This is a genomic window from Curtobacterium sp. NPDC088465, assembly GCF_044753165.1.
Lineage (GTDB): Bacteria > Actinomycetota > Actinomycetes > Actinomycetales > Microbacteriaceae > Curtobacterium.
In genome coordinates this window covers 1,333,912-1,357,916 of the sequence record NZ_JBIVMR010000001.1, presented here as the reverse complement: position 1 = coordinate 1,357,916, position 24,005 = coordinate 1,333,912, and the positions used below count along the sequence as shown (strand labels likewise).

General features: G+C 72.8%; 24 protein-coding genes. 5 read left to right on the top strand and 19 right to left on the bottom strand.

The features are described 5' to 3' along the window. Positions 1–386 precede the first annotated feature (386 nt). Positions 387–1,421 (bottom strand): aldo/keto reductase, encoded by a 1,035-nt coding sequence (locus tag ACIP6W_RS06430; RefSeq protein ID WP_209684883.1) that lies wholly within the window; start codon positions 1,419–1,421, stop codon positions 387–389. Between the two features lie 133 nt (positions 1,422–1,554). On the opposite strand from ACIP6W_RS06430, the gene ACIP6W_RS06425 reads away from it, so the two are divergent. After that, entirely contained in the window at positions 1,555–2,100 is a 546-nt protein-coding gene (locus ACIP6W_RS06425) for a TetR/AcrR family transcriptional regulator (RefSeq protein ID WP_209684882.1), read from the top strand. A gap of 56 nt (positions 2,101–2,156) precedes the next feature. Here ACIP6W_RS06425 and ACIP6W_RS06420 read toward each other — a convergent pair whose 3' ends face one another. Continuing rightward, a complete protein-coding gene (locus tag ACIP6W_RS06420; RefSeq protein ID WP_209684881.1) occupies positions 2,157–3,077 on the bottom strand; it encodes a LysR family transcriptional regulator ArgP in 921 nt (306 codons plus the stop codon). Between the two features lie 70 nt (positions 3,078–3,147). On the opposite strand from ACIP6W_RS06420, the gene ACIP6W_RS06415 reads away from it, so the two are divergent. Next, positions 3,148–4,023: a LysE/ArgO family amino acid transporter gene (locus tag ACIP6W_RS06415; protein ID WP_400428727.1), complete on the top strand. Its 876-nt coding sequence runs from the start codon at positions 3,148–3,150 to the stop codon at positions 4,021–4,023. A 249-nt stretch (positions 4,024–4,272) separates the two neighbouring features. Here the strand turns inward: ACIP6W_RS06415 and ACIP6W_RS06410 are convergent, their stop codons facing one another. The 5 genes from ACIP6W_RS06410 to ACIP6W_RS06390 all read right to left on the bottom strand — a co-directional run bounded on the left by ACIP6W_RS06410 (position 4,273) and on the right by ACIP6W_RS06390 (position 10,230). Beyond that, on the bottom strand, positions 4,273–5,748 hold the full coding sequence (locus ACIP6W_RS06410) for an APC family permease (RefSeq protein ID WP_066657154.1): 1,476 nt from the start codon (positions 5,746–5,748) through the stop codon (positions 4,273–4,275). Positions 5,749–6,132: 384 nt separating this feature from the next. Continuing rightward, a complete protein-coding gene (locus ACIP6W_RS06405) occupies positions 6,133–7,005 on the bottom strand; it encodes a hypothetical protein (RefSeq protein ID WP_081985143.1) in 873 nt (290 codons plus the stop codon). A gap of 82 nt (positions 7,006–7,087) precedes the next feature. After that, positions 7,088–7,945, bottom strand: coding sequence for an alpha/beta fold hydrolase (locus tag ACIP6W_RS06400; protein WP_058729653.1), 858 nt, complete (start codon positions 7,943–7,945; stop codon positions 7,088–7,090). Between the two features lie 213 nt (positions 7,946–8,158). Continuing rightward, on the bottom strand, positions 8,159–8,677 hold the full coding sequence (locus ACIP6W_RS06395) for a methylated-DNA--[protein]-cysteine S-methyltransferase (RefSeq protein WP_209684879.1): 519 nt from the start codon (positions 8,675–8,677) through the stop codon (positions 8,159–8,161). Further along, positions 8,674–10,230 (bottom strand): AlkA N-terminal domain-containing protein, encoded by a 1,557-nt coding sequence (locus ACIP6W_RS06390; RefSeq protein WP_251160699.1) that lies wholly within the window; start codon positions 10,228–10,230, stop codon positions 8,674–8,676. Before ACIP6W_RS06390 ends, ACIP6W_RS06395 begins: the two co-directional genes overlap by 4 nt. 371 nt (positions 10,231–10,601) lie before the next feature. On the opposite strand from ACIP6W_RS06390, the gene ACIP6W_RS06385 reads away from it, so the two are divergent. Next, entirely contained in the window at positions 10,602–11,099 is a 498-nt protein-coding gene (locus tag ACIP6W_RS06385) for a molybdenum cofactor biosysynthesis protein (protein ID WP_251155279.1), read from the top strand. A 111-nt stretch (positions 11,100–11,210) separates the two neighbouring features. On the opposite strand, the gene ACIP6W_RS06380 is transcribed toward ACIP6W_RS06385, so the two are convergent. From ACIP6W_RS06380 to folE, 5 genes are all read right to left on the bottom strand, one after another. After that, positions 11,211–11,756, bottom strand: a complete 546-nt coding sequence (locus tag ACIP6W_RS06380; RefSeq protein WP_066657169.1) for a type 1 glutamine amidotransferase domain-containing protein — start codon at positions 11,754–11,756, stop codon at positions 11,211–11,213. 89 nt (positions 11,757–11,845) lie between these two features. Beyond that, a complete protein-coding gene (locus ACIP6W_RS06375; protein WP_209684876.1) occupies positions 11,846–12,499 on the bottom strand; it encodes an HAD-IA family hydrolase in 654 nt (217 codons plus the stop codon). A gap of 17 nt (positions 12,500–12,516) precedes the next feature. Then, entirely contained in the window at positions 12,517–13,263 is a 747-nt protein-coding gene (locus tag ACIP6W_RS06370; protein ID WP_400428723.1) for a pyrimidine reductase family protein, read from the bottom strand. Next, a complete protein-coding gene (gene folP / locus ACIP6W_RS06365; protein ID WP_066657176.1) occupies positions 13,260–14,198 on the bottom strand; it encodes a dihydropteroate synthase in 939 nt (312 codons plus the stop codon). The genes ACIP6W_RS06370 and folP overlap by 4 nt, the downstream gene beginning before the upstream one ends. Then, entirely contained in the window at positions 14,195–14,800 is a 606-nt protein-coding gene (gene folE / locus ACIP6W_RS06360; protein ID WP_400428721.1) for a GTP cyclohydrolase I, read from the bottom strand. Before folE ends, folP begins: the two co-directional genes overlap by 4 nt. 147 nt (positions 14,801–14,947) lie before the next feature. Here folE and ACIP6W_RS06355 point away from each other — a divergent pair, with 147 nt between their 5' ends. Then, positions 14,948–16,420, top strand: a complete 1,473-nt coding sequence (locus tag ACIP6W_RS06355) for an NCS2 family permease (protein ID WP_311205587.1) — start codon at positions 14,948–14,950, stop codon at positions 16,418–16,420. A gap of 145 nt (positions 16,421–16,565) precedes the next feature. Here ACIP6W_RS06355 and ACIP6W_RS06350 read toward each other — a convergent pair whose 3' ends face one another. From ACIP6W_RS06350 to ACIP6W_RS06330, 5 genes are read right to left on the bottom strand one after another with little or no spacing between them, the layout of a single operon-like run. Further along, positions 16,566–17,045, bottom strand: a complete 480-nt coding sequence (locus ACIP6W_RS06350) for a hypothetical protein (protein WP_066657180.1) — start codon at positions 17,043–17,045, stop codon at positions 16,566–16,568. Between the two features lie 53 nt (positions 17,046–17,098). Then, a complete protein-coding gene (locus tag ACIP6W_RS06345; RefSeq protein WP_400428719.1) occupies positions 17,099–17,410 on the bottom strand; it encodes a hypothetical protein in 312 nt (103 codons plus the stop codon). Positions 17,411–17,447: 37 nt separating this feature from the next. After that, complete coding sequence (locus ACIP6W_RS06340; protein WP_400428717.1) at positions 17,448–17,912, bottom strand: prevent-host-death protein; 465 nt, start codon at positions 17,910–17,912, stop codon at positions 17,448–17,450. A 39-nt stretch (positions 17,913–17,951) separates the two neighbouring features. Next, positions 17,952–19,232: an MFS transporter gene (locus ACIP6W_RS06335; RefSeq protein ID WP_400428715.1), complete on the bottom strand. Its 1,281-nt coding sequence runs from the start codon at positions 19,230–19,232 to the stop codon at positions 17,952–17,954. After that, entirely contained in the window at positions 19,229–19,801 is a 573-nt protein-coding gene (locus ACIP6W_RS06330; protein WP_251155169.1) for a transcriptional regulator, read from the bottom strand. Before ACIP6W_RS06330 ends, ACIP6W_RS06335 begins: the two co-directional genes overlap by 4 nt. 111 nt (positions 19,802–19,912) lie before the next feature. Between ACIP6W_RS06330 and ACIP6W_RS06325 the strand changes: the two genes are divergently transcribed. Beyond that, entirely contained in the window at positions 19,913–20,428 is a 516-nt protein-coding gene (locus ACIP6W_RS06325; protein WP_400428713.1) for a DUF1697 domain-containing protein, read from the top strand. 16 nt (positions 20,429–20,444) lie between these two features. On the opposite strand, the gene ACIP6W_RS06320 is transcribed toward ACIP6W_RS06325, so the two are convergent. Further along, positions 20,445–21,212 carry an SDR family NAD(P)-dependent oxidoreductase gene (locus ACIP6W_RS06320; RefSeq protein WP_400428711.1) on the bottom strand — a complete coding sequence of 256 codons (768 nt, stop codon included), beginning with the start codon at positions 21,210–21,212 and terminating at the stop codon, positions 20,445–20,447. Positions 21,213–21,409: 197 nt separating this feature from the next. Further along, positions 21,410–23,920 carry a glycoside hydrolase family 65 protein gene (locus ACIP6W_RS06315; protein ID WP_066657193.1) on the bottom strand — a complete coding sequence of 837 codons (2,511 nt, stop codon included), beginning with the start codon at positions 23,918–23,920 and terminating at the stop codon, positions 21,410–21,412. Positions 23,921–24,005: the final 85 nt, after the last annotated feature.

The following is a 24,005-nucleotide window of genomic DNA, read 5'->3' as shown; positions in this document are numbered from 1 at the left end:
CGTCGGGATGGGTCCGGCTCGGCGAGGGACCAGGGATCCTGCGCCGGGGAGGTCGCGACCGAGGGTGCGGTCGCGGTGTTCGGTGTCGAGAGCGGTCGTGCGGCGACGGCCCGTGCCGTCGGTCGAGTGCGACACTACGACCCGCTCGACGCGCTCGGGTGTCCGTCGTGTGAATCCCGCAGGACCCCGCTGCTTCTTGCGGTTTCCCGCATCACCGCGTTGCGGGATCGGGTGGGGCGCCACCACTCCCCTGCTCCCCCGCCCCGCCGCTCCCCCGCTCTCTCGCTCTCTCGCTCTTTCGCGAGACGCAACGAGGGCGGCTGCTCGCAGCGGTACAGCGCTGCGAGCAACCGCCGGGGTTGCGTCCTGCGGAGGGCGAGGGGGCGTCAGGCGGCGGAGCGCTCGGCGGCCGGACGACGGCGGAGCTCGGGTCGCAGGAGCGCGGGCGGCTGGTACTGCTGGTCGAGCCGCGTGACGTCGGTGCCCGGCGGGACGATCGCGTCGATGCGGTCGAGCACCTCGTCGGAGAGCGCGACGTCCGCCGCCGCCAGCAGGTCGTCGAGTTGTTCCACCGACCGCGGCCCGATCAGCGCGCTCGTCACGCCGGGGTGGGCGATCGCGAACGCGAGGGCGAGGTGGGTGGTGGGGATGCCGGTCTCCTCGGCGAGGGCGACGACCTGCTCCACGGCGTCGATCCGCCGGTCGTCCTGGTCGTGGCGGAACATGCCCGCCCGCGACAGGTCGTTCTGCTGTCCCCGACGGAAGCGCCCGGTCAGCATGCCGCCGGCGAGCGGACTCCAGACCAGCGCTCCCATGCCGTAGCGCTGGGCGACCGGCAGGACCTCGCGCTCGATGCCCCGGCTGAGGATCGAGTAGGTCGGCTGCTCGGACCGGAAGCGCTCGAGACCGCGACGCTCGGAGGTCCACTGCGCCTCGACCTGCATCGATGCGGGGAAGTCCGACGAGCCGATCGCACGCACCTTGCCGCTCCGGACGAGGTCGGTGAGTGCGGACAGGGTCTCCTCGAGGTCCACGGTGTCGTCGGGGCGGTGCGCCTGGTAGAGGTCGATGTGGTCGGTCTGCAGGCGTCGGAGCGAGTCCTCGACCGCCGCGGTGATCCAGCGGCGGGAGTTGCCGCGCCGGTTCGGGTCGTCCCCCATCGGACCGTTGAACTTCGTGGCGAGGACGACGTCGTCGCGCCGGCCCTTGATCGCCTTGCCGACGAGCACCTCGGACCCGCCCTGCGAGTAGCGGTCGGCGGTGTCGATGATGTTGATGCCGGCGTCGAGCGCGCGGTGCACGATGCGGATGGAGTCCTGCTCGTCGCCGTTGCCGATGCGACCGTCGGTGCCGAGCATCATGGCGCCGAGCGCGAAGGGGCTGACCTGGATGCCGGTGCGGCCGAGGGTGCGGTACTGCATGGTGGTGCCTCCTGTCGGTGGCGTCCCGAGGCCGGTCGTCGTAGGCTGGCTCGAAGCGGAACGCTCTTCCGCAACGATACGGAAAGCTGTTCCGTTTCCGCAAGCCCTCACCGCGACCCCGTTCGGAGGAACCGTGCGCGCCGATGCCCGCCGCAATCTCGACGCCCTCGTCGACGCTGCCCGTCAGGTGTTCGCCGACCAGGGCGTGGACGCTCCCGCCAGGGTGATCGCCGACCTCGCCGGCGTCGGTGTCGGCACGCTGTACCGCCACTTCCCGCAGCGCTCCGACCTGGTGGTCGCGGTGTTCCAGCAGGCCGTCGAGGAGTGCGCCGACGCCGCCGCGGACCTCGCCGAGCACCACGCGCCGGACGACGCCCTCGCGCTCTGGCTCCAGCGGTTCACCGGGTTCGTCGCGACGAAGCGCGGGCTCGCTGCGGCGCTCCAGTCCGGTGACCCGGCGTTCGAGGGACTGCACCCCTGGTTCATCGGTCGACTCGGCGGGGCGCTGACCGGACTGCTCGACGCGGCCTCGGCAGCGGGGACCATCCGCAACGACATCGACGCCACGCAGCTGCTCCGCGCGGTCGCCGACCTCTGCCACGGGGCGCCGACGACCGAGCAGAGCCAGCAGCTGGTCGGACTGCTCGTCGACGGGCTGCGCTGGCGGGCGACCGTCTGATCCGGCACCGCGGGCGGGGTCCGCAACCCGCTGGGCGGGGCGGAGAGCGTCCGCGGTCAGCCGGGCTGGTGCAGTCGCTCGTGCGCGGTCGCCCGCACGGCCTCGGTCACCCGTTCGAGCAGCGGTGACGCCAGGTTCCACCGCTGCCACCACAGCGCCACGTCCGCCCGACGCCCCGGCGTGAGCTCGACGAGTGCTCCGCTGCGCAGGCCGTCGAGGCACTGGGCCTCCGGCAGCATCCCCCACCCGAAGCCGAGCGACACCGCGCGCGCGAAGTCTGCCGACGTCGGGACGAAGTGCCGCGGCCCGCGAGGGGCGTGCCCGAGGACCCGGCGGAGGTACCCCTGCTGCAGGTCGTCGTCGCGGTCGTAGTCGACGAGCGGGACCGCGTCGAGCCGTGCGGTCATCTGCCGCTCGGACACCGCACCGGCGAGGTACCGGTCGACGAAGGCAGGCGCGGCGACGGCCCGGTAGCGGTCGACCCCGAGTGCCACCGACGAGCAGCCCTGCACCGGGTCGGCCTCTGCGGTGACCGCGGCCATCACGGTGCCCGCACGGAGGAGCTCGGCGGTGCGGTCCTGGTCCTCGCGGTGCAGGTCGAACACGACCTCGGTGTCGGCTCGGGCGAGCGCGAGGGCGTCGAGGAACCACGTGCCGAGCGTGTCCGCGTTCACGGCGAGCGGGATCGACGGCACGACGGGCGCGTCCGCATCCCCGACCGCGCCGAGCGCCCGGGCGGTCTCGTCCTCGAGGAGCCGGGCCTGCCGTGCGTGCCGGAGCACGACCGCACCGTCGGCGGTGGGCGCGACCGGCGTCGTCCGCTGGAGCAGCACCCGGCCGAGCTGCTGCTCCATCGCCTTGATGCGCTGCGACACCGCGGACGGGGTGATCGCGAGGGCGCGGGCCGCAGCGTCGAGCGTGCCGTGGTCGACGGCGGCGAGGAGCGTCTCGAGGTGGTCCCGCTGCAGACGGAGCATGCAGCAGAGCTTACGGACCTTCAGGAACGTGAGCTGGACTGCACCGGGGGTCGCTCCTACCGTCGAGACCGTGACCGTCCTCCTCCCCCTGTTCGCCGGTCTCGGCACCGGCCTCGCCCTGATCGTCGCGATCGGGGTGCAGAACGCGTACCTGCTCCGGCTCGCGGTCAGCGCCCCGGCGCGGGTCGTCGCCGCCGCGGTCGCCGTCTGTGCGGTGTCCGACGCGGTGCTCATCGTCGCCGGGGTGCTCGGCGTCGGGGTCGTCGTCGAGCGGTTCCCCGTCGCGCTCGTGGTGGTGCGGTTCGTGGGCGCGGCGTTCCTCGTGGTGTACGGGGTGTTCGCGGCCCGCCGGGCGTTCCGTCCCACCGGGGAGGCCATGGCCGTCGAGCAGGAGGCGGCGGACGACGGCGTGGTGGCGCCGATGACGGTCGCGCCCACGGCGGTCGCGGCGCCTGCGACGGCCTCGTCCGAGACGGTCGCGCAGGCGGCTGGTGACCCCGGACCGGCCGCGGGCCGAGCCGCGCGGCGGGCCGACGACACCGTCGTTCCCGACGGCGGGGGCGGGGCAGCGGGGCGGAGCGCGGAGGAGCCTCCCGGCCGGACCACGACACCTGCGGTCGCGACGCGGACCGCCTCCGCAGCACGCGCCGTCCCGACCCTCGGTGCGGCGGTCGCGACGATGCTCGTGTTCACCTGGGCGAACCCGCACGTGTACCTCGACACCCTCGTGTTCCTCGGCTCGGTGGCGAACCAGCAGGGCGTCGACGACCGCTGGTGGTGGACCGTCGGCGCGGTCGCCGCGAGCTGCCTCTGGTTCGGCGCACTCGGGTTCGGGGGACGACTGCTCCGACCGCTGTTCGCGAAGCCGCTCACGTGGCGGGTCTTCGACGGGCTCGTCGCCGTCGTGATGCTGTCGTTCGGCGTCGCGCTCGCCGTCGGGGCGTAGGCGCGGGGGCGCGGGCGCGCGGCATCCGGCACGGCGGGCGGCGGCGCGGGCGGCGGACGGCGGGCGGCGGGCGGCGGCGCGGGCGGCGGACGGCGGGCGGCGGGCGGCGGCGCGGGTGCCGGACGGCGGGCGGCGGGCGGTGGCGCGGGCTGCTCCGGCACAACCAGAAGCACCTCGCGCCACGGCGATCCGTGGCGCGAGGTGCTTCCCGTTGTGCACGCGGCGAAGCCGCCGGCGAGGCCGCCGCCGCTACTGCAGGCCCTTGCCCACCCGGCTGTTGCGTCGGCTGTAGCCGAAGTAGATCGCGAACCCGATCGCCAGCCAGGCGATGAAGCGCAGCCAGGTCTCGACCTCGAGGTTGAGCATGAGCCAGAAGCACAGCACCGCGGAGAGGATCGGCAGGACCGGCACCCACGGCACCCGGAAGGCTCGCGGTGCGTCCGGGCGGGTCTTGCGCAGCACCACGATGCCGATCGACACGAGCACGAACGCCGAGAGCGTGCCGATGTTGATCATGCCCTCGAGGCGCTCGACGGCGGTGAACCCGGCGATGAACGCGACGACGACACCGGCGACGACCTGCACCCGCACCGGGGTCTGCGTCTTCGGGTTCGTCTTCGAGAACCAGCGGGGCAGCAGACCGTCGCGGCTCATCGAGAAGACGATGCGGGACAGGCCGAGCAGCAGGACCATCACCACGGTGGTCAGGCCGATGAGCGAGCCGATCGCGATGATGCCCGCGGCCCACGGCAGTCCGACGATGTCGAAGGCGGAGGCGAGGGACGGCGCTTCCTCGTCGGCGAGCCGCTGGTAGGAGACCATGCCCGTGATGACGATGCTGACGCCGATGTAGAGCAGCGTGACGATGCCGAGGCCGATGAAGATGCCTCGGGGCAGGGTCTTCTGCGGGTTCTCGGTCTCCTCGGCGCTCGTCGCCACGACGTCGAAACCGATGAAGGCGAAGAACACGAGCGAGGCCGCGGCGAGCAGGCCGAACACGCCGTACTGCGCCGGGGCCTGACCGGTCACGAAGGACACGAGCGACTGCGTCAGCACACCGCCCTCGGCGCCCTTGGACGCCTCGGCCGGCGGGACGAACGGGGTGAAGTTCGCGGCCTTGACGAAGAACGCCCCGGCGACGATGACGAAGACGACGATCGCGACCTTGATGATCGTGATGACGGCGGAGACGCGGGACGACAGGCGGGTGCCGAACGCGAGCAGCAGCGTGAAGACGCCGACGATGAGGACCGGGCCCCACGTGAAGCCGATCGGGCCGAGCTGGATCGTGTCGGGGAGGTCGATGCCGAAGACCCCGAACGCGGTGCTCAGGTAGATGCCCCAGTACTTCGCGATGACGGCGCTCGCGGTCAGGGTCTCGAGGATGAGGTCCCACCCGACGATCCACGCGAGCAGCTCGCCCATCGTGGCGTACGTGAACGTGTACGCGGAGCCGGCGACCGGGATGGTCGAGGCGAACTCGGCGTAGCACATGATCGCCAGGCCGCACGTGACGGCTGCGAGCAGGAACGAGATGATGACGCTCGGGCCGGCGAAGTTCGCGGCGGCGTTCGCGCCGACCGAGAAGATGCCGGCGCCGACGGCGACCGCGATGCCCATCGCGGCGATGTCGAACGTCTTGAGGGACCGCTTGAGCGAGCGACCCTCCTCCTCGGAGTCGGCGAGGGAGGCCTCGATCGACTTGATGCGGAGCGGTGATGCCATGGAGGTTCCCGTCGAACGGCTGGCGATGGACCCCGTGAGGGTACTGGTGTACCACCCCGGCTCGCAAACGGTGTCGCCCCGGGACACGGGGCCAGCAGCACCAGCCGTCCGGACGGTGCGCGGCGCTGGCGTCCGGGCGAGGGCGGCGCTGGCGTCCGGGCGAGACGGCGTGGGGTGCGAGACGACGGCGTCCCGGCGAGACGCCGTCGACGCGTCGAGACACCGCCGGATCCGGGACCGTCTCGAGGCACTCAGGGCGTCTGGTGCAGACGCCGGCGTCTCGGCACCCGGGCACCCGTGCAGACGCGGCATCGCGGCATCGCGGCATCGACCTGGAGGCTCGGCGCGGGTCCGGCGCGGGAGGCCCGCCCGAACGCGGGCAGCTCAGGCGCCGCGGCGCCAGTCGGCCAGGAAGCGCGCGCCCGCCTCGTCGTGGATCACGCCGTCGTCCGCGGTGAGCACCGGGTACGGCGTCGCCGGCACCCCGTCCGCCGGCCGGACGTCCACGTGCGCGACGTCGTGCCCGTTGGCGTGCAACCAGTCCGCCATGGCGTAGTCGCTACGAGAGTCGCCGACGGTCCGCCAGGTCACCGGCAGCTCCCCGTCCTGCGCGAGCAGCTCGAGGGCTCGCTCGGCACCCATGTCCTTGCCGGACCGGTCGGACTCGACGTCGGTGGAGATGATCGTCGGGTCGACGCGCCACTGCACCGCGCCGTCGGCGTCCGGTCGGACGTCGTCGAGCCGGCGGACACCGAGCCCGCGCCGCTCCAGCGCCGCCATCGCCTTCGCGTCGAACTCGGCCTGGCGGGCGAGGTACGCGGCGTTCGGCACCTCGACGCGCTGCTCGATCGAGACCATCGCGTGCTTCGTCTCGTCGAAGAACACCAGGTCGGCGTACTCGTCACGGACGAGGTCGCGCATCTCGTCGGCGAAGTCCCGCGGGAGCGCGAGGTCCTCGGCGATCACCAGGTCGCTCATCCCGCCCTCGTACTGCGGGCCGATCGAGCACCAGACGGCACCCTTCTCGCACACCGCGTGCACCCGGCCGCCCTCCGCGAGCCCTCCGGCGATCAGCGGACCGACGACCTGCTCGCGGATGAACGCGTCGCTGCGGCCGGTGTTGAAGACGATCGGGACGCCCTCGGCGGCGAGCGCGACGAGGTCCGCCACGATCGAGGGGATCGCGATCGTCCGGGTCACCGGGCTGGCGATGGGTCCGTCGACGTCGAGCAGCAGGCCGAGGCGGGGAGCAGTCACGCCTCCATCCTCTCGCACCCGCGATGCCCATCCTCCCGCGTCGGCCGGTGACGACCGACCGCAGCGGCTCCGGGCGCGCACGTCACTCGGGCGCGGGCAGCCCGACGAACCGGTCGACCAGGTGCCGCAGCACCTTCGGCTCCGGCACGTGCCCCTGACCGGGGACGACGAGGTGCCGCGAGCCGGGCACCGCCTCGGCCAGCGCGACCGAGGCCTGCCGCATCCACTCGGCGCCGCCGTCGCCCGAGGCCACGAGCACCGGGACGCCGACCGACGCCGCCACCCGCTCGGGGACGGAGAGGCCGTTGAGCACCCGGACGTCCCGGGAGAGCACGTGTGCGTCGGCCAGGAGCGACCGCCACAGTCCGGGCTTCAGGCGCGCCGCGGTGATGTGCGGGATCGGGATGCCGAGCACGCGGGACAGGAAGGCCCGCACCGCCTGCGCCCGGCGTCCGGCCGCGACGTGCCCGTCGAGGAAGTCCGCGAACAGCACGTCGTCGCCCTGCGGGTCGACCGTGGCGCGGTACGGCGGCTCCCAGAGCACCGCGCGCCCGAACGGCACGCCGGCGGCGAGGCCACGCAGCACCACCCCTGCACCGACGCACCACCCCACCGCGTCGGCCGGGCCGTCGACGGACGCCGCGACCGCCGCCAGGTCCTCGACCTCGCGCTCGACCGACCACGGCGCGGTGTCCCCGCTCGCACCCCGACCCCGCCGGTCGTAGGTGACGACCCGGTAGCGGTCGCTGAGGGCCGCGACCATCCGGTCGACCGCCGGGCTGCCGTGGTGGTCCCAGGCGCCGCCGACCAGCACCAGGGCGGGCCCGGAGCCGCTCTCGGCGACCGCGAGCGGTGTGCCGTCCGCGGACACGACCGTGCGGTCGACGTGCGCGGGGTCCCCCGGCTGCTGTCCGGGCGGGGCGTGCTGGTCGGGGGGCATGGGTCCTTCCGAGGTGCGCGACGGCGCTGCGTCGGGTCCTGCGGAGGGACCGTGCGGGTCGGTACCCAGAGCATGACAGTCCGGACCGTGAGCGTCACCACCCGCAACCAGGGGGAGCGCTCCACGTTCCCTGTGCACTCTGCTCGGTCGAACCTGCTCGATCGCCGCTCGGTTCCCGCTCGGTCGCCGCTCGGTTCCCGCGCACGGAGCGGCTCAGGCGAGCGCGGTCACGCCGACCGACTCGCGCTCGAGCAGGGAGCGCTTGACGTCGAGCCCCCACGCGAAGCCGCCGAGCGTCCCGTCGGACCGCAGCACCCGGTGACACGGCACGAAGAGCGCCGGGGCGTTCCGCGCGCAGACGCTCGCAGCCGCGCGGACGGCGTCCGGTCGCCCCATGGCCGCCGCGAGCTCGGTGTACGTCAGGACGGTGCCGGCCGGGATCGCGCGGAGCTGCCGCCAGCCCTCGGCGAACAGGTCGGTGCCGTGCTGCCGGACCGGGACCCGCATCGCCGCCTCGACCTCGCCGGCGTAGAAGGCCTCGACCGCCTCGGCCGCACGCACCCGGCCGTCGGTCAGCCGTCGTGGGCGGTGCCGGTCAGCCAGCCGCGCGAGCAACCGTGCGGAGTCGTCGGTCCACCCCGACGCGAGCACGTACCCCTCGTCGTCCTCGAGCACCGTGAAGGGGCCGTCGGGGGTGTCGAGCGTCTGGATGGTCGTCGTGGGCTCGGTCATGCTGTCTCCTCCTGGTGGTCCGTCGCCGCTGCTGCCTCCGCCGTCGCGCTCGCGCGGTCGACGATCGGACGCCAGCAGTGCATCGTCAGGTAGCTCCGCCACGGCGCCACCTGCTCCGACCGTAGGGAGAGCTCGCGGGCGCCACCGGGCAGTCCGAGTTCCTGTGCACCGTTCCGCACGGCGAGGTCGCTGTGCAGGAACACGTCCGGGTGGTGCCGGACCCGCAGGGCCACGTAGTCCGCCGTCCACGGCCCGATGCCCTTCACCGCCAGGAGCCCGGCGCGCAGCTCCGCGAGGGACTGTCCCGCGTCGACGACGAGCGACCCGTCGGCGAGCGCCGCCGCGACGCGCAGGATCGTGTCCACCCGTGCCGCGGGTCCCCGCAGGACCTCGTGCCCGCGGGTCGCGATCGTCGTCGCGGTCGGGAACAGCAGCCCGTCCTCGGCCAGCCCCGGGTCGACCGACTCCCCGAGGGCTGCGACGAGCCGGGTCTGTGCGGTGCGGGCGGCGGCCACGGAGACCTGCTGCCCGATCAGGGTGCGGAACACGACCTCGTGTGCGTCGACGGCGCCGGGGAGGCGGATGCCGGGGACCCGGGCGACCGCCGGGGCGAGGACGGGGTCCGTGGCGAGGACGGCGTCGACCGCCTCGGGGTCGGCGTCGAGGTCGAACAGGGCCCGCACCCGCGCCACGAGCGTCGGCAGGTCGGAGAGCGTCGTGAGCCGGACGCGCAGGGCGACCCCGACGCGCCCCGCGCCCCTGCCGACCCCGTCGGTGGCGGGGGCCGAGGCGGTGAAGCGGGCCGGGCCTCCCGGCAGGGCGACGAGGCGACCGTAGGCCGTGACGCGGCCCGAGGCGTCCCGCTCGACGTGCTCCAGCCCCGGCAGCGCGTGGAGCGCGTGCCAGTCGAGCAGGCCCTGCAGGTCGAAGGGCGCGCGCGCGGGGAGGTGGACGTGCAGCCAGCCGTCGTCGGCCGACGTCGGCCGGTCGGTCCGGCGCGCGCGGAGCTCGGAGGGGGTGAGGGCGAAGACCTCGCGCACGGTGTCGTTGAACTGCCGGACGCTCGTGAAGCCGGAGGCGAACGCGACGTCGGCCACCGGCAGGTCCGACGAGGTCAGGAGCGTCCGCGCGGTCTGTGCACGGTGCGCCCGGCTGAGGGCCTTCGGTCCGGCCCCGAGCTCCTCGGTCATGATCCGGCCCAGCTGCCGCTCGGAGTACCCCACGCGGGCGGCCAGGCCGGGTACCCCCTCGCGCTCGACGACGCCGTCGAGGACGAGTCGGACGGCACGGCCGGCGACGTCCTCACGGAGGTCCCACTCCGGGCTGCCCGGCGTCGCCTCGGGCAGGCAGCGCTTGCACGCGCGGAAGCCGGCGAGGTGGGCGGCGGCACTCGTGCGGTAGAACGTGACGCCCTCGGCGCGCGGGGTCCGGGCGGGGCAGCTCGGGCGGCAGTAGATGCCGGTGGAGTGCACGGCGGTGACGAACTGGCCGTCGAACCGCGCGTCGCGGGAGGCGACGGCGCGGTGGCGCTCGGCGTGCAGCTCGGCGTGCAGCTCGTCGGGCTGCGCGTCGGGCTGCGGCTCCGTGCCGGGTGCGGGGTTCGTCACGCGGTCAGCCTGGCACGGGCCCCCGACAGGTACTGGCGGGAATCGGACACGGCAGCGGGGCGGCGGTGTGTACCGGCGGTCGGCGGCTGTGTCGAGACGGCGGCGTCGCGTCGAGACGCACCGTTCGCTCCGAGACGCCGCGGGATCCGGCGGCGTCTCACAACCTTCGCGGCGTCTCGCGCGCACGCCGGCGTCTCACCACGACAGCGGGACAGCGGTGCCGGCCGGGAGGCACGACTACCGTGGGCGCCGTGACCTCCGTCGACGACGTGGCCGGCCCCGGCGACCTGCCCTTCCGCACCGACGTCGAGGTCGCGATGCTGCTCGTCTCCCCGCACCACCGCTACGAGGGGCGCCCGGCGGACGGGGCGCTGCCGGCCGCGGGCCCGGAGCTCCGCGACCGGATCGAGCTCCGGGCGGGACTCGGCATCGTCGGTGACCGCTACTTCGCCGCACGGGCGCACGTGCACGCCACCGTCACGGTGATCGGTCTCGAGGGGCTCGACGCCGTGGCCGAGGCGGTGGGTGCCCCCGTCGACCCCGCGGCGACCCGGCGCAACGTGTACCTGCGGGGTGCCGACGTCGAGGCACTCCGGGGTTCGCCGTTCTCGCTCGAGAGCCCGGGGTCCGGCGGTCCGGTGTCCTTCCGCGGGTACCGGCCGGCGAACCCGTGCGCCTGGATGGACCACGAGGTGGCTCCCGGCGCGTTCCGGGCGATGCGCGGGCTGGGCGGGGTGCGCTGCGACCCGGAGTCCGACGGCGTGCTCACCCTCGGGCCCGCGGTGCTCCGCACGGCGCGCCCCGTCGCGCTCTGACGGACGGGCGCTCCCCGCCCGTTCCGGCCGTTCCGGGAAACGCACCGTGGGCGGCACCTCGCAGCGCCGTAGCCCTGCGAGGTGCCGCCCACGGTGCGTGGTGCGAGCGGGTCAGGCGGTGAGCGCCTGCTCGATCGCGTCGACGAACGCCGGCAGGTCGTCGGGGTTGCGCGACGTGATCAGGCCGCCGTCGACCTGGACCTCCTGGTCGACCCACTCGGCGCCGGCGTTGCGCACGTCGGTCTGCAGCGAGGGGAACGAGGTGATGGTCCTGCCCTGCAGCACACCGGCCTCGATGAGGGTCCACGGGCCGTGGCAGATCGCGGCGACGGGCTTGCCCGCCTCGGCGAAGGCCTTCACGAGTGCGACCGCGTCCGAGTCCTGGCGGATGGTGTCCGCGTTGATGGTGCCACCGGGGACGACGAGTGCGTCGTAGTCGCCTGCGCCGCTGACACTGCCGATGGTGGTGTCGACGGAGACCGACTTGCCCGGGTCCTTGTCGCCGACGAGGGTCTCGATCGAGCCGGACTCCTGCGCCGCCACCGTGACGTCGGCACCGCGCTCGCGGAGCTGGTCGGTGGGGACGACGATCTCGTCCTGCTCCACGCCGTAGTTCGTCGCGATGACGAGGATCTTCTTGCCGTCGAGGGCTGCCATGGTCGCTCCTTCCGCTGCCGGGGGTCTCCCGGCGCGATGTCCACGGTCGTCCGGACGGCCTGGGGACGTTCGCAGTCCGGAGCCGACGTTCAGCCCCGGATGCGGAAAGCGGACCCCTCGCGGACGACCTCGATGCCGTCGTACCCCGTGATGCGCGGCAGCCCTGCGGTGACCGGTGCCTCGAGCGTCCCGACGACGACGGTCGTGGCTCCGGAGGCGACGGCGGCCTCGACCCCGGCGGGGGCGTCCTCGAACGCCAGGCACCGCTCCGGCGGCACCCCGAGCAGCGCGGCACCACGCAGGTAGCCCTCGGGGTGCGGCTTGCTCCGCTCGGCGTCCTCCGAGGGCACGAGTGCCTCGGGCACCGGGACCCCCGCGGCCCGCATCCGCTCCACCGCGAGCTCCCGCGGCGCGCTCGTGACGAGGGCGACCGGCACACCGGTGTCGAGCAGGCGCTGCACGAACGCGCCCGCTCCCGGCACCTCGACGATGCCCTCGGTGTACCCGATCTCGGCGGCGATCATCGTCGCGACGATCGCCCGCTGCTCGTCCGGGGCCAGGTGCGGCAGGAAGCGCTGCACGGTGTCGATCGTCTGCCGCCCGTGCGAGAAGCCGAGGATCTCGGTGGGGTCGATGCCGTGCTCCGCACCGAAGCGGCTCCACGCCTCCTCGACCACGGCGGTCGAGTCGACGAGCGTCCCGTCCATGTCGAACAGCACCCCGGACACCACGACGTCGATCACGCGTCCGACCCTAGCCGCTACCGGTCGCGCACCCACCGGGTCAGCAGCACACCGCCGTCGCCGAGCAGCACGTGCGCGGGCCGCATCCGGCGCAGCTCCGGCGAGGACCCGGTCGCGATGCGCGGACCCTCACCGCCCTCGAGCGTCGGGTCGATCGTCAGCGTCAGTTCGTCGACCGCGTCGGCCGCGACGAGCGCCCCGAGGAACGACGGACCGCCCTCGCAGTGGATCCGGTCGAGGCCCCGAGCGGCCAGGGCGTCCCGCACGGCACCCACGTCGACAGCATCCGAGCCGCAGTCCACGACGTCCGCGACGGACGCCAGGGCCTGCCCGGACGACGACGCGGCACCGGACCCGGACGTCAGCACGATCGGCCGCACCGGAGCCTCGGTGAACACCCGCGAGCCCGCGTCCACCGACGCGGAGTTCGTGACGATCGCGAAGACCGGGTGGTCGGGCATCCCGTGCGCGCGGCGCCAGGCGACGTCCTCGTCGTGCAGCACCATCGGACCGTACTCCTCGTCGCGCACGGTGCCGGCGGCCACGAGCACGACGTCGGCGACCCGGCGGAGCAGGTCGAACACGCGCAGGTCGTCGTCCCCGCCGAGGGACGCCGTGCGACCCGACGCGGACGCCGAACCGTCGAGCGTCGCGACGAAGTTCACCCGCAGCCAGGGGCCGTCGGGGACGTCCGCGGTGTACCGGTCGAGCAGCTCGTCGTCGGACAGGTCGGCGATCGACGCCGGCAGGGAGGGGCTGTTCACGTGTTGTGCCTCGCTTCCACGGGTTCGCGCCAACCGAGGACCGCCTCGACCATGCGCATCGCGTCGACGCTCTCGACGACATCGTGCATGCGGACGATCCGGGCACCGAGCATCGCGCTGACGGTCGCCGCGGCGAGCGACCCCGACAGGCGAGCACCACGGGGACGCCCGAGGGACTCCCCCACGAAGTCCTTGTTCGACACCGCTGCGAGCACCGGGAACCCGAGCGCGACGACCTCGGGCAGCCGTCGGGTCAGCTCGAGCGTGTGCACGGTGTTCTTGTTGAGGTCGTGCCCGGGGTCGACGATGATCCGCGACTCGGGGATCCCCGCTGCGAGCGCACGGTCGACCCGCTCGCGCAGGAAGTCCACGACCGAGGCGGTCACGTCGGCGTACGTCGGCGGCGTCGGCAGCTGCTGGCGCGGCGGGGCGGTCGAGTGCGTGATGACGACGGTCGCGTCGGAGTCGGCGACCACGGACGCCATCCGCGGGTCGGACAACCCCGTGGTGTCGTTGACGACGCTGGCCCCCGCGGCGATCGTCGCCGCAGCGACCTCGGGCCGGAAGGTGTCGACCGAGATCACGACGTCGGACTGCTCGGCGAGCTGGGACACGACCGGCAGCACCCGGTCGATCTCGTCGTCGGCGGACAGCTCGGGCCCCGGCGCGAACTTCACCCCGCCGATGTCGACCCAGTCCGCCCCCTGGTCGGCCGCGCGGACGGCGGCCTCGACGGCCCGGTCGAGTGCGAAGGTCGCACCCTTGTCGTGGAACGAGTCGGGCGTGCGGTTCACGATCGCCATGACGGCGATGCGGTGGTCGAAGTCGAAGGTGCGGCGCCCGATGGTGCGGACCGGGTCGCGCAGGGCCGGCACGACCCAGCCGGGTGCGGGTGTCACGGCCTGGAGGCCCGTGGTCGGCTGCTCGCTCGTCATGCGTCCGCCCCGTGGTCGTCACCAGCACCGGCACCGATGAGTGCGATCGCCTCGGCCCGCCCCGCCGCGTCGGCCAGGGAACCGGTCGCCGCGACGGTCACCGTCGACGAACCCGACTGCCGTTCGCCGCGAGCGGTCACGCACTGGTGCGTCGCGTCGAGCACGACGAGCACGCCGTCGGCGTCGAGCCCCTGGGCCACCGCCGATGCGACCTGCTCGCCGAGCCGCTCCTGCAGCTGCGGACGCGAGGCCACGGCGTCGAGCACGCGCGACAGGGTCCCGAGGCCGATGAGCTGCTCGCCCGGCGCGTACGCCAGGTGGGCGACGCCGATGAACGGCAGCAGGTGGTGCTCGCACATCGAACGGAACCGCACGTCGCGGACGACCACGAGCTGCCCGCGCTCCCCGTCCTCGGAGTGCACGGCGCCGGAGCGTGCGATCGCGGTGGCGTCGACCCCCATGCCGGCGAAGAACTCGGCGTACGAGTCGGCGACGCGTGCCGGGGTCCGTTCGAGCTCGGGGCGGTCAGGGTCGTCGCCGACGGCGAGGAGGAGCTCACGCACGGCGGCTTCGACCCGCGCGCGGTCCAGACGTTCGTTCACGCTCTCATCCAACACCGTCGGATGGCCGCAGAACGCGGCCGCCTGTCGGACGCACCGTCCCCCGGGTCGGTGACCCGCGCCTCCAGGCCGGTGCCCTGCAGCGACACACGAGCCGCTCGGACTCCCAGCGTTCTGTAAACTCGTTCGGTGAGCGCCCAGCAGACCGACACCCCGCCCCGGAACCGCTTCGCATCCGGCCTCGACCGCTTCTTCTCGATCACGCACCGCGGGTCGAGCATCCCCCGTGAGATCCGTGGTGGTCTCGTCTCCTTCGTGACGATGGCCTACATCGTCATCCTCAACCCGCTGATCCTCGGCGGGTTCAGTCAGGACCAGGCGCCGCAGGACGTCCTCGGCGGCTGGCTGCAGAACGCGCAGGTCGCCGCCGCGACCGGCCTCGTCGCCGGTGTGATGACGATCGCGATGGGCCTCGTCGCGAACCTGCCGTTCGGCATCGCCGCGGGCCTCGGGATCAACTCGTTCCTCGCCGTGAGCGTCGTGCACCAGGTCACCTGGGCCGAGGCGATGGGCCTCGTCGTCATCAACGGCGTGGTGATCGTGATCCTGGCGTTGACCGGCATCCGGACGATGATCTTCACGGCCGTGCCCGCGCAGCTCAAGGCCGCGATCACCGTCGGCATCGGTCTGTTCATCGCGTTCATCGGACTCGTCGACTCGGGGTTCGTCCGCACCACGAAGAACGCCTCGCCGCCGCTGCAGCTCGGTGAGGACGGCTCCGTCGCGGCCCTCCCCACGATCGTGTTCCTGATCGGCCTGGTCATCATCGGCACGCTCATGGCCCGCCGGGTGAAGGGCGCGCTGCTCATCGGCATCATCGGCACCACCGTGATCGCCATCATCCTGCAGGCGATCTTCAAGGTCCCCACCTCGGTCGACTCCCCCACCGGCTGGAACCTCAACGCCCCCGGCCTGCCGAACGCCCTCTTCGCGCTGCCGGACCTGTCGCTCGTCGGGCACGCCGACGTCTTCGGAGCGTTCACCCGCATCGGCCCGGTCGCCGCGTCGATGCTCGTCTTCACCCTCGTCTTCACGAACTTCTTCGACGCGATGGGCACGATGACCGGGCTCGCGAAGGCCGCCGGTGTCGCGAAGCCCGACGGCACCTTCCCCCGCCTGAAGTCGGCGCTCGTCGTCGAGGGTGCCGGCGCCATCGCCGGTGGTGGCGCCTCGGTGTCGTCGAACACGGTCTTCATCGACTCGGCGTCGGGCATCGGCGAGGGAGCCCGCACGGGCATGGCCTCGGTCGTGACGGGCCTGCTGTTCCTGGCGTCGATGTTCCTCACGCCCCTGACCCAGGTCGTCCCGCTCGAGGTCGCGGCCGCCGGACTCGTCGTCGTCGGTGCGCTCATGGTCGCGCAGGTGAAGGACATCGAGTGGAGTGACTTCGGTGCTGCGCTGCCGGCGTTCCTGACGATCGTCGTGATGCCGCTGACCTACTCGATCGCGAACGGCATCGGCGCCGGCTTCATCAGCTGGGTGCTCATCAAGCTGCTGTCCGGCCGCGGCCGCGAGGTCTCCTGGCTCCTCTACGTCGTGGCGGCGGGCTTCCTGCTGTACTTCGCGCGCGGGCCGCTCGAGGCGTTGCTCGGCGTCGGGTAGCGCGCTCCCGCTTCCGCGTCCCGCGCTTTCCAGGCGCAACGTGGGCGGTCCTTCGCAGCGACGTTCCGCTGTGAGGGACCGCCCACGGTGCGTTCCGCGAGAGTGCGTCCGGTACGTCCGGTAGGTCCGGCCGGGAGGCGCTGGGTCAGTCCCGCAGGTCGGCCGGCTTGGCCTCGTGGCGGCGTCGGCCCGGGGTGCGCCGGTCCTCCTTCATGCCCGCCTCGTACAGGTGGCGCTTGCCGCCGACGAGCTGGTCGCGGGCGGTCTGCTCGAGCTCCTTGGCGAGGGCGTAGTAGTTGTCGTCGTAGTCCTCGACGATCTGGAACGTCCACCGTCCGTCGATGACGTTGCGGCCGACCAGCTCGGTGTCGATCCGCTCGGCGAGCTCGGTGTGGCCGGCCTTCCGGAGCTGTTCGACGGCCTCGCCGAGGTTCAGGTCCGCGGTCCCGGTGAGTCGGTGGAACCCGTAGAGCAGGCCCCGTGCGTGCTCGAGCACCTCGAGTGCGGCCGACAGCGTGCCGAGCGCCTCGACCGTCGCCTCGGACACCCCCTCGGGCACCACGTGTGCGTCGTCCGGTCCCTGTCCGTCTGCTGCCTGGCCGTCTGCGTTGCGCTCGTCCGTCATGCTCCTCGTCTACCGGAGCGTCGCTCGGGTCGCTCCGAGCAAGTGCGGGACGGCTACTTCGTCGCATTCGGGTGGTGCGTGTGCACAGCGATCACGCCGACGGTGCGCTGGGACTCGTTGACGGTGAACCAGATCCTTGCCCCGCGCTTCAACTCGAGCTGCCGCCGCGTCCACTGCCGGCCGGAGTGCACGACGATCCCCAGTTCTCCGCGGAGTGCGTGACACGCCAGGTCCTCCGTGAGCGGATCCGTCGCCAGACGGTCCCATGCGTCCGCCACGGCGTTCCGCTGCGTCGCCACGAGATCGCGCCAGCCCACTTCCGCTGCCCGGGTCAGGAACACGATGGAGTACTCCGTGGTGCGCACCGGCCGTGGCACCGTCGTCCGTCGGCCCACGGCTCGGTCAGGGGCGCTCGACGGCGATCGGCTCGTCGAGCAGCTGCGGTTCCGAACGGCCCCACCCGGCAGCGAGCGCCTCGGCAGAGTTGCGCCACGCCTGCATCTCGAGCAGGAGCGTCCGCGGTTGGCGCAGCGAGAAGGAGCCGCGCGCGATCTCGGTGATCTCCTTGGCGAAGCGCACCTGGTCGTCAGCACTGAGGAGCTTCAACCACGGGTAGGGGATCGCAAGTCGGTCCTGCAGCGGGAGTTCGACGTTGACGGTCATGGCCGCGATCAGCTGCGCCGCGATGTCGAGGACCGCCTCATCATCGTCAGAGCGCTCCTTGGTCGTGAGGACGAGCGGTTTGCCGTCACGACGTGTCACCTCGAGCGGCTCGACCTCCGCCGCCGCGAACACGTCCTTCGCATGGCGGGACAGATCGGACGACTGGACCGAGCGGCGTCGACGAGTGGGAGCGAGGAGGGTCATGTCCCGAGCTTATTCAGAACGCGTTCTGAACACAAGGGCTCAGTGCGAGACAGCGGAACGCTCAGCGAGCTTCACCCCGGACGCGTCGGCGGCAGCCGGCTGCCGCTCCATGAGCCGCCAGGACCCACCGAGCAGCGGCGACAGCGTGACGATCGTGTAGACCACGGCCACGATCGCGAACGTCCCGGTCACGCCGATGCCGTCCGCAGCGATGCCCCCGAAGAGTCCGCCGAGCGGGATGCCCGCCCACGACCCCGCCGACAGGAGCCCGAACACCCGGGCCCGCATGTGTGACGGGATGCGCTCGAGCTCGACCGCCCCCAGGATCGGGTTGAGCGCGCCCGCCGCGAAGCCCGACAGCACGCACGCGCCGAGCACCCACGGCAGCCCGAGCCCGAGCGCCGGCACCGCGAGCGACGGCCCGCCGGCCAGGACGAAGCACACCACGAACGTGATCCGCCGGGGCACCCGGTGCGCCACGTACCCGAACGCGAGGGATCCGAGGAACGCCGCACCACCGAAGGTCCCGCTGACGATCCCGAGCGACTGCGCGCCGTCGAGCACTCGGTCGGCGTAGAGCGGGAGCAGCGCTGTCGAGCGCGCCGCGTCGAGCAGGTTCGTCACGAGCACGAGCGTGATGACGAGCCGGAAGAGCGGGTCGCGCACGCAGAAGCGCAGCCCGGCGCCGAGGTCGCGCCAGTACCCGGCGGACGGCTCGGCGGCGCCCGCGTCGGTCGCGGGAGCGACGACGACACCCCGCAGCGTGACGGCGGCGAGCACCGCTGCCGCCCCGAACACGGCGGCGGTCACGGCCAGTGCGGGCAACGGCCCGACGGCGCCCACGAGCAGTCCCGCCGCGGGGGCGCCGAGCAGCACCGAGAAGCGCACCGACGCCTCGAAGTGGCCCACGGCACGCTCGAGCGGGATCCCCGCCGCCGTCGCGAGTCCCGGCAGGAGCACCCGCCGGCCCGACTCCCCCGGGGTGTCGAACAGGCCGCCGAGGAACACGAGCACGAGCAGCGCCCAGGCCGGCAGCCCGACGGTCCACGCCAGGAGCGGGATCGCGACGAGCGTCGCGGCGCTGACCAGGTCGGACGCCACGCTCGACCGGACGAACCCGAAGCGCTCGACGAGCACGCCGCCGAAGGCCCCGCCGAGCACGATCGGGATCGTCGCCGCGAAGGCCGCGATGCCGACGTCCGTCGCCGACCCGCCGCGGGAGAGCACCACGAACGGCACCGCGATCGTCGTCGCGACGTTCCCGGTCCGCGAGACCACCTGGACGGCGAGCAGCGACCGCAGCCGCCAGTGCGCGTTCACGGGCGCGCCGACCGGTAGCTCTGGACGACCGCGGTGACCCGCTCGGCACCGTCGCCGGGTTCGTGCTCGGCGCTCCGCGCCTCCCACCGGTCGAGGACGCCCTGCAGCTCCGACCCGAGGGCACGCAGCTCGTCGACCGTCAGCCGGAGGGTCCGGTCACCGCTGTTCGACGCCGCGACCCACTCGCGCCCGAAGGCCGGGACGTGGTCGAGGAACGCCGTGTACTCGTCGGCGTACGCCTGCGCGACGGTCCGGTCGAGCGCAGTGCCGGCGACCATCCGGTCGGGGTCGTCGAAGCCGTCCGCGAGGTCCCACGACGTGTGCTGCGCGACCGCCCGCCACCAGCGCTCACGTCGGTCGGTGCCGAGCTCGGGTGCGGGCTCGATGAAGCCGGCGTCGGCCAGGCGCTTGCAGTGGTAGCTGATCGTCCCCGGTGCCTCGTCGACCTGCTCGCCGAGCATCGCCGCGGTCTGCGGGCCACCGGTCCGGAGCAGCCCGACGAGCCGCAGCCGGGTCGGGTGGGCGAGCGCGCGCATCTGCGCCGCGTCGTCGAGTCGCTGCACGTCCATGGCTCGACCATAGGTGCACAACACGTCTTGTGCAACGTTTCTTGCGCAATGGTCGTTGCGGATCAGTCGGGAGGCTCGCCCCACCGCCGCCGGGCAGGCTACGGTTCCGGCATGGCCAGGTGGGTCGCGCTGCTGCGTGGGGTGAACGTCAACGGGATCACGATCCGGAACGCCGAGCTCGCGGCGCTGTTCGGGGGTCTCGGGTACACCGACGTGCGGACGGTGCTCGCCTCGGGCAACGTCGTGTTCACGGCACCGGGCGACGCGTCGGCGGTGCAGACCGCCGTCGAGCAGGCCCTGCGGGACCGCTTCGGGTACGACGCCCGGATCGTCCTCGTCCCGCACGAGCGACTCGCCGAGGTGGTCGACGGCTTCCCGTTCGACTCCGCCCCCGACCGGCACGACCACGTCGTCTTCGGCTCCGACGACGCCGCCCTCGACGGCCTGGTCGCCGACCTGTCGCTCGACGACGGTGTCGAGCGGGTGGCCCGGGGCGTCGGTGTCGTCTACTGGTCCTGCCCGAAGGGCTCGAGCACCGACACCGCGTTCGCGAAGCGGGCCGCCGCCGCGCGCTTCCGGCGCACGACGACGACCCGCAACACGAACACCCTGCGCAAGCTGCTCTGAGCCGCGCGTCGGACGGTCAGGACTGCGCGGGCTGCCCGTTGCTCGCGGTCGTCCCGCCGTCGACCGGCAGGATCGCTCCCGTGATGTAGGACGCAGCGTCGCTGGCCAGGAACAGGACCGCTGCAGCGACCTCCTCCGAGCGCCCGCCGCGACCGAGCGAGACACGCTCCGCGAACGCGTGCTGGAGCTCCTCGTCCTCGGCCTGCTGCTGGGTCATGTCCGTCCAGATGAGGCCCGGCGCGACCGCGTTCACCCGGACACCGAACTGCCCGTTGTCGAGCGCCGCGGCCTTCGTGAAGTTCGAGACGCCGCCCTTCGCCGCGTTGTACGGGCTCATCCGCCAGTCGGCGTCCATCCCGGAGACCGATGACGTGTTCACGACCGACCCCTTGGTCTCCCGCAGGAACGGCAGCGCCGCCCGCGTGCCGTAGAACACGCTCGACAGATCGGTCTCGATGACCCGGTGCCACTCGTCGGGCTCGATGTCGGTGATGTCGCCGGAGGTGAAGGTGCCGGCGTTGTTCACGAGCACGTCGACGCGGTCCCACCGATCCACCGCGTTGGACACGATCGTCTCCCACGCCGCCGGGTCGGCCACGTCGGCCTGCAGCGCGACCGCACAACCGGTCGGCAGGCTGTCGGCGACGGCACGGACCTTGTCCTCGACACTGTCGACGAGCAGCACGGCAGCTCCCTCGCCGACGAACGCCCGCGCGGTGGCCTCGCCGATGCCCGACCCGGCTCCCGTGACGATCGCGACCTTGCCCTCGAACCGCTTGTCCATGTGTGTCTCCTCTCGATGCACTGCTCGTGCCGCAGGAGACGCCGTCGGCCCGGGGGCACGGACGACCACGGTGCCCGCACCCGCCTGGGCGCGTGTGCAGGCGGGACGGAGGCGGCACCGGTGCCGGTGTGGAGGGTACGGAGACGACGGGAGGCGCGGCGCGGGGCGGACCCGCACCGCGCCTCCCGGCCGGACGATCAGGCGGTGGTCTCGTCGAGGTCGAGGTTCCGGTCCAGCGAGATCATCGGGATCGACGCCGTGATGACGGAGCCGTCCGCCCGGAGCGTGCCCTGGATGTCGCTCGTGGTGGGCGCGTGCCCGCTCATCCGCGGCCCGTGGTGGGCGAGCGGCACGACCGTCGGCGCCCCCGCGGTGACGTCCCACTGCTGGTTGTGCACCCACGCGGTGAAGCCCTCGCCGGTCTCCACCGTGAAGGTCATCGCGTCCTCTTCCAGGTCGACCCGGACGCGCGAGCCGTGCACCTGGATGCGGTAGGTCAGGCGCTCCCAGTCCTTCGGCAGGCGCGGGTTGAACGTCATCCGGCCACCGTGGTCGCGCATGCCGCCGAAGCCGTTCACGAGCGCACCCCAGATGCCGCCCGTCGACGCGATGTGCACGCCGTCCGCGGTGTTGCCGTGCAGGTCGGCGAGGTCGACGTAGAGCGCCGTCAGGAAGTACTGCGCCGCCAGGTCGTGGTACCCGACCTCGGCCGCCATGATCGACTGGACCACGGCGGAGAGCGTCGAGTCACCGGTCGTCAGGGCGTCGTAGTAGTCGAAGTCGCGACGCTTCTCGGCCGCGGTGAACTCGTGGCCCTGCAGGAACAGCGCGAGCACGACGTCGGCCTGCTTGAGCACCTGGAACCGGTAGATCACCAGCGGGTGGTAGTGCAGCAGCAGCGGCCGCTTGGACTCGGGCGTGTTCTCGAGGTCCCAGAGCTCCTTGTCGAGGAACTGGGCGTCCTGCGGGTGGATGCCGCGGTGCGGGTCGAACGGGATCTCCATCGACTCGGCGGCGTGCTCCCACTCGGTGACCTCGTCGTCGACGAGCCCGGTGCGCCGGACCATGCGGCCGTACTCCTCCGGGTCGTCGGTCGCGAGCTGCCGGCAGGCGTTCACCGCGAACCACAGGTTGGCCCGCGCCATCACGTTCGTGTAGAGGTTGTCGTCGACGACCGTCGTGTACTCGTCGGGCCCGGTGACCCCGTCGATGTGGAACTTCCGGTCGCCGTTCGACCGCCAGAAGCCCAGGTCGGACCACAGGCGGGCGGTCTCGACCAGGATGTCGATCGCCCCGCGCTTCAGGAAGTCGGTGTCGCCCGAGGCCCGCACGTACTGCATGAGCGCATGGGCGATGTCCGCATCGATGTGGTACTGCGCGGTGCCGGCCGCGTAGTACGCGCTCGACTCCTCGCCGTTGATCGTCCGCCACGGGAAGAGCGCCCCGCGCTGGTTCAGCTCCCGCGCCCGCGACCGAGCGGCGTCGAGCATGTTGTAGCGGAAGCGCAGCGCGTTCCGCGCGACGATCGGCGCCGTGTACGACAGGAACGGCAGGACGTAGATCTCCATGTCCCAGAAGTAGTGACCGCCGTACCCGGAGCCCGTGACGCCCTTCGCCGCGATGCCGTGTCCGTCGGTGCGGGCGGTGGCCTGCGCGAGCATGAACAGGTTCCACCGGACCGCCTGCTGGATCGCGGGCTGCCCCGGGATCTCGACGTCGCTGCGCGTCCAGTAGTCGTCCATCCACGCACGCTGCTTGGCGAAGGTCTCCTCGACCGTCTCGGCGCGCGCACGGTCGAGCGTCCGCTCGCACCGGTCGGCGAGCTCCCGCGCCGGCACCCCGCGGGACGTGTGGTAGACCATGTGCTTCACGAGTCGGATCGGCACCCCGGCGCGGGCCTGCACGCGGTAGACGTGCTTCGCGAGGTCGTCCTCGATCGACGACGCCTCGTCCCACGAGTTCTCGGTCTCCAGGTGGTGCTCGACACCGACGCAGATCGTCATGCCCGAGCTCGACGCCTGGTAGCCGAGCAGCGAACGGCCGCCCGTGCTGCGCTTGAGCTTCGGCTCGAGCACCCGCTCGGTGAACGCCTCGGCCTTGCGGGGGTCGAAGGCGTTCGCCGCAGCCCGCATGCCCGCGTGGTACTCGTCCTGCACGTCCTGCCGGTTGAGGATCTGGCTGGACAGCAGGATCGAGGCGTCCCCGTCGAGCACGGTGACCTCGTAGTCGATGACGGCGAGGTGCCGGTCGGTGAACGACACGAGTCGACGGGCACGGATGAGCACCCGCTTGCCGGACGGCGTCGACCACTCCGTCTCGCGGTACAGGTAGCCGCCGCGGAACTCGAGCCGACGGGTGTGCCGCAGGATGTCGGCCTCGGCCAGGACCAGCGGCTCGTCGTCGACGTACAACCGGATGACCTTGGCGTCGGGCGCGTTGATGATCGTCTGCCCGGTCTTGGCGAAGCCGAAGGCGTCCTCGGCGTGCCGGATCGGCCAGGTCTCGTGGAAGCCGTTGACGTACGTGCCGTACTGCACGCCGCCGCGGCCCTCGTCGAGGTTGCCGCGCAGGCCGAGGTAGCCGTTGCCGACCGCGAAGTTCGTCTCCGCGACGCCCTGCTCGTCAGGGGCGTACTCGGTCTCGACGAGCGCCCACTCGTCGACCGGGTAGCGGACGCGGTCGAGGGGGTCGGAGGTGATGGGGTTCATGGCGTGTGCTCCGTGGGAGGGAGGAGTCGTGCGGTGGTCGGACGGTCTGGCCACGCCGTCGGGGCCGTTCCGGTGGGACGGGAGG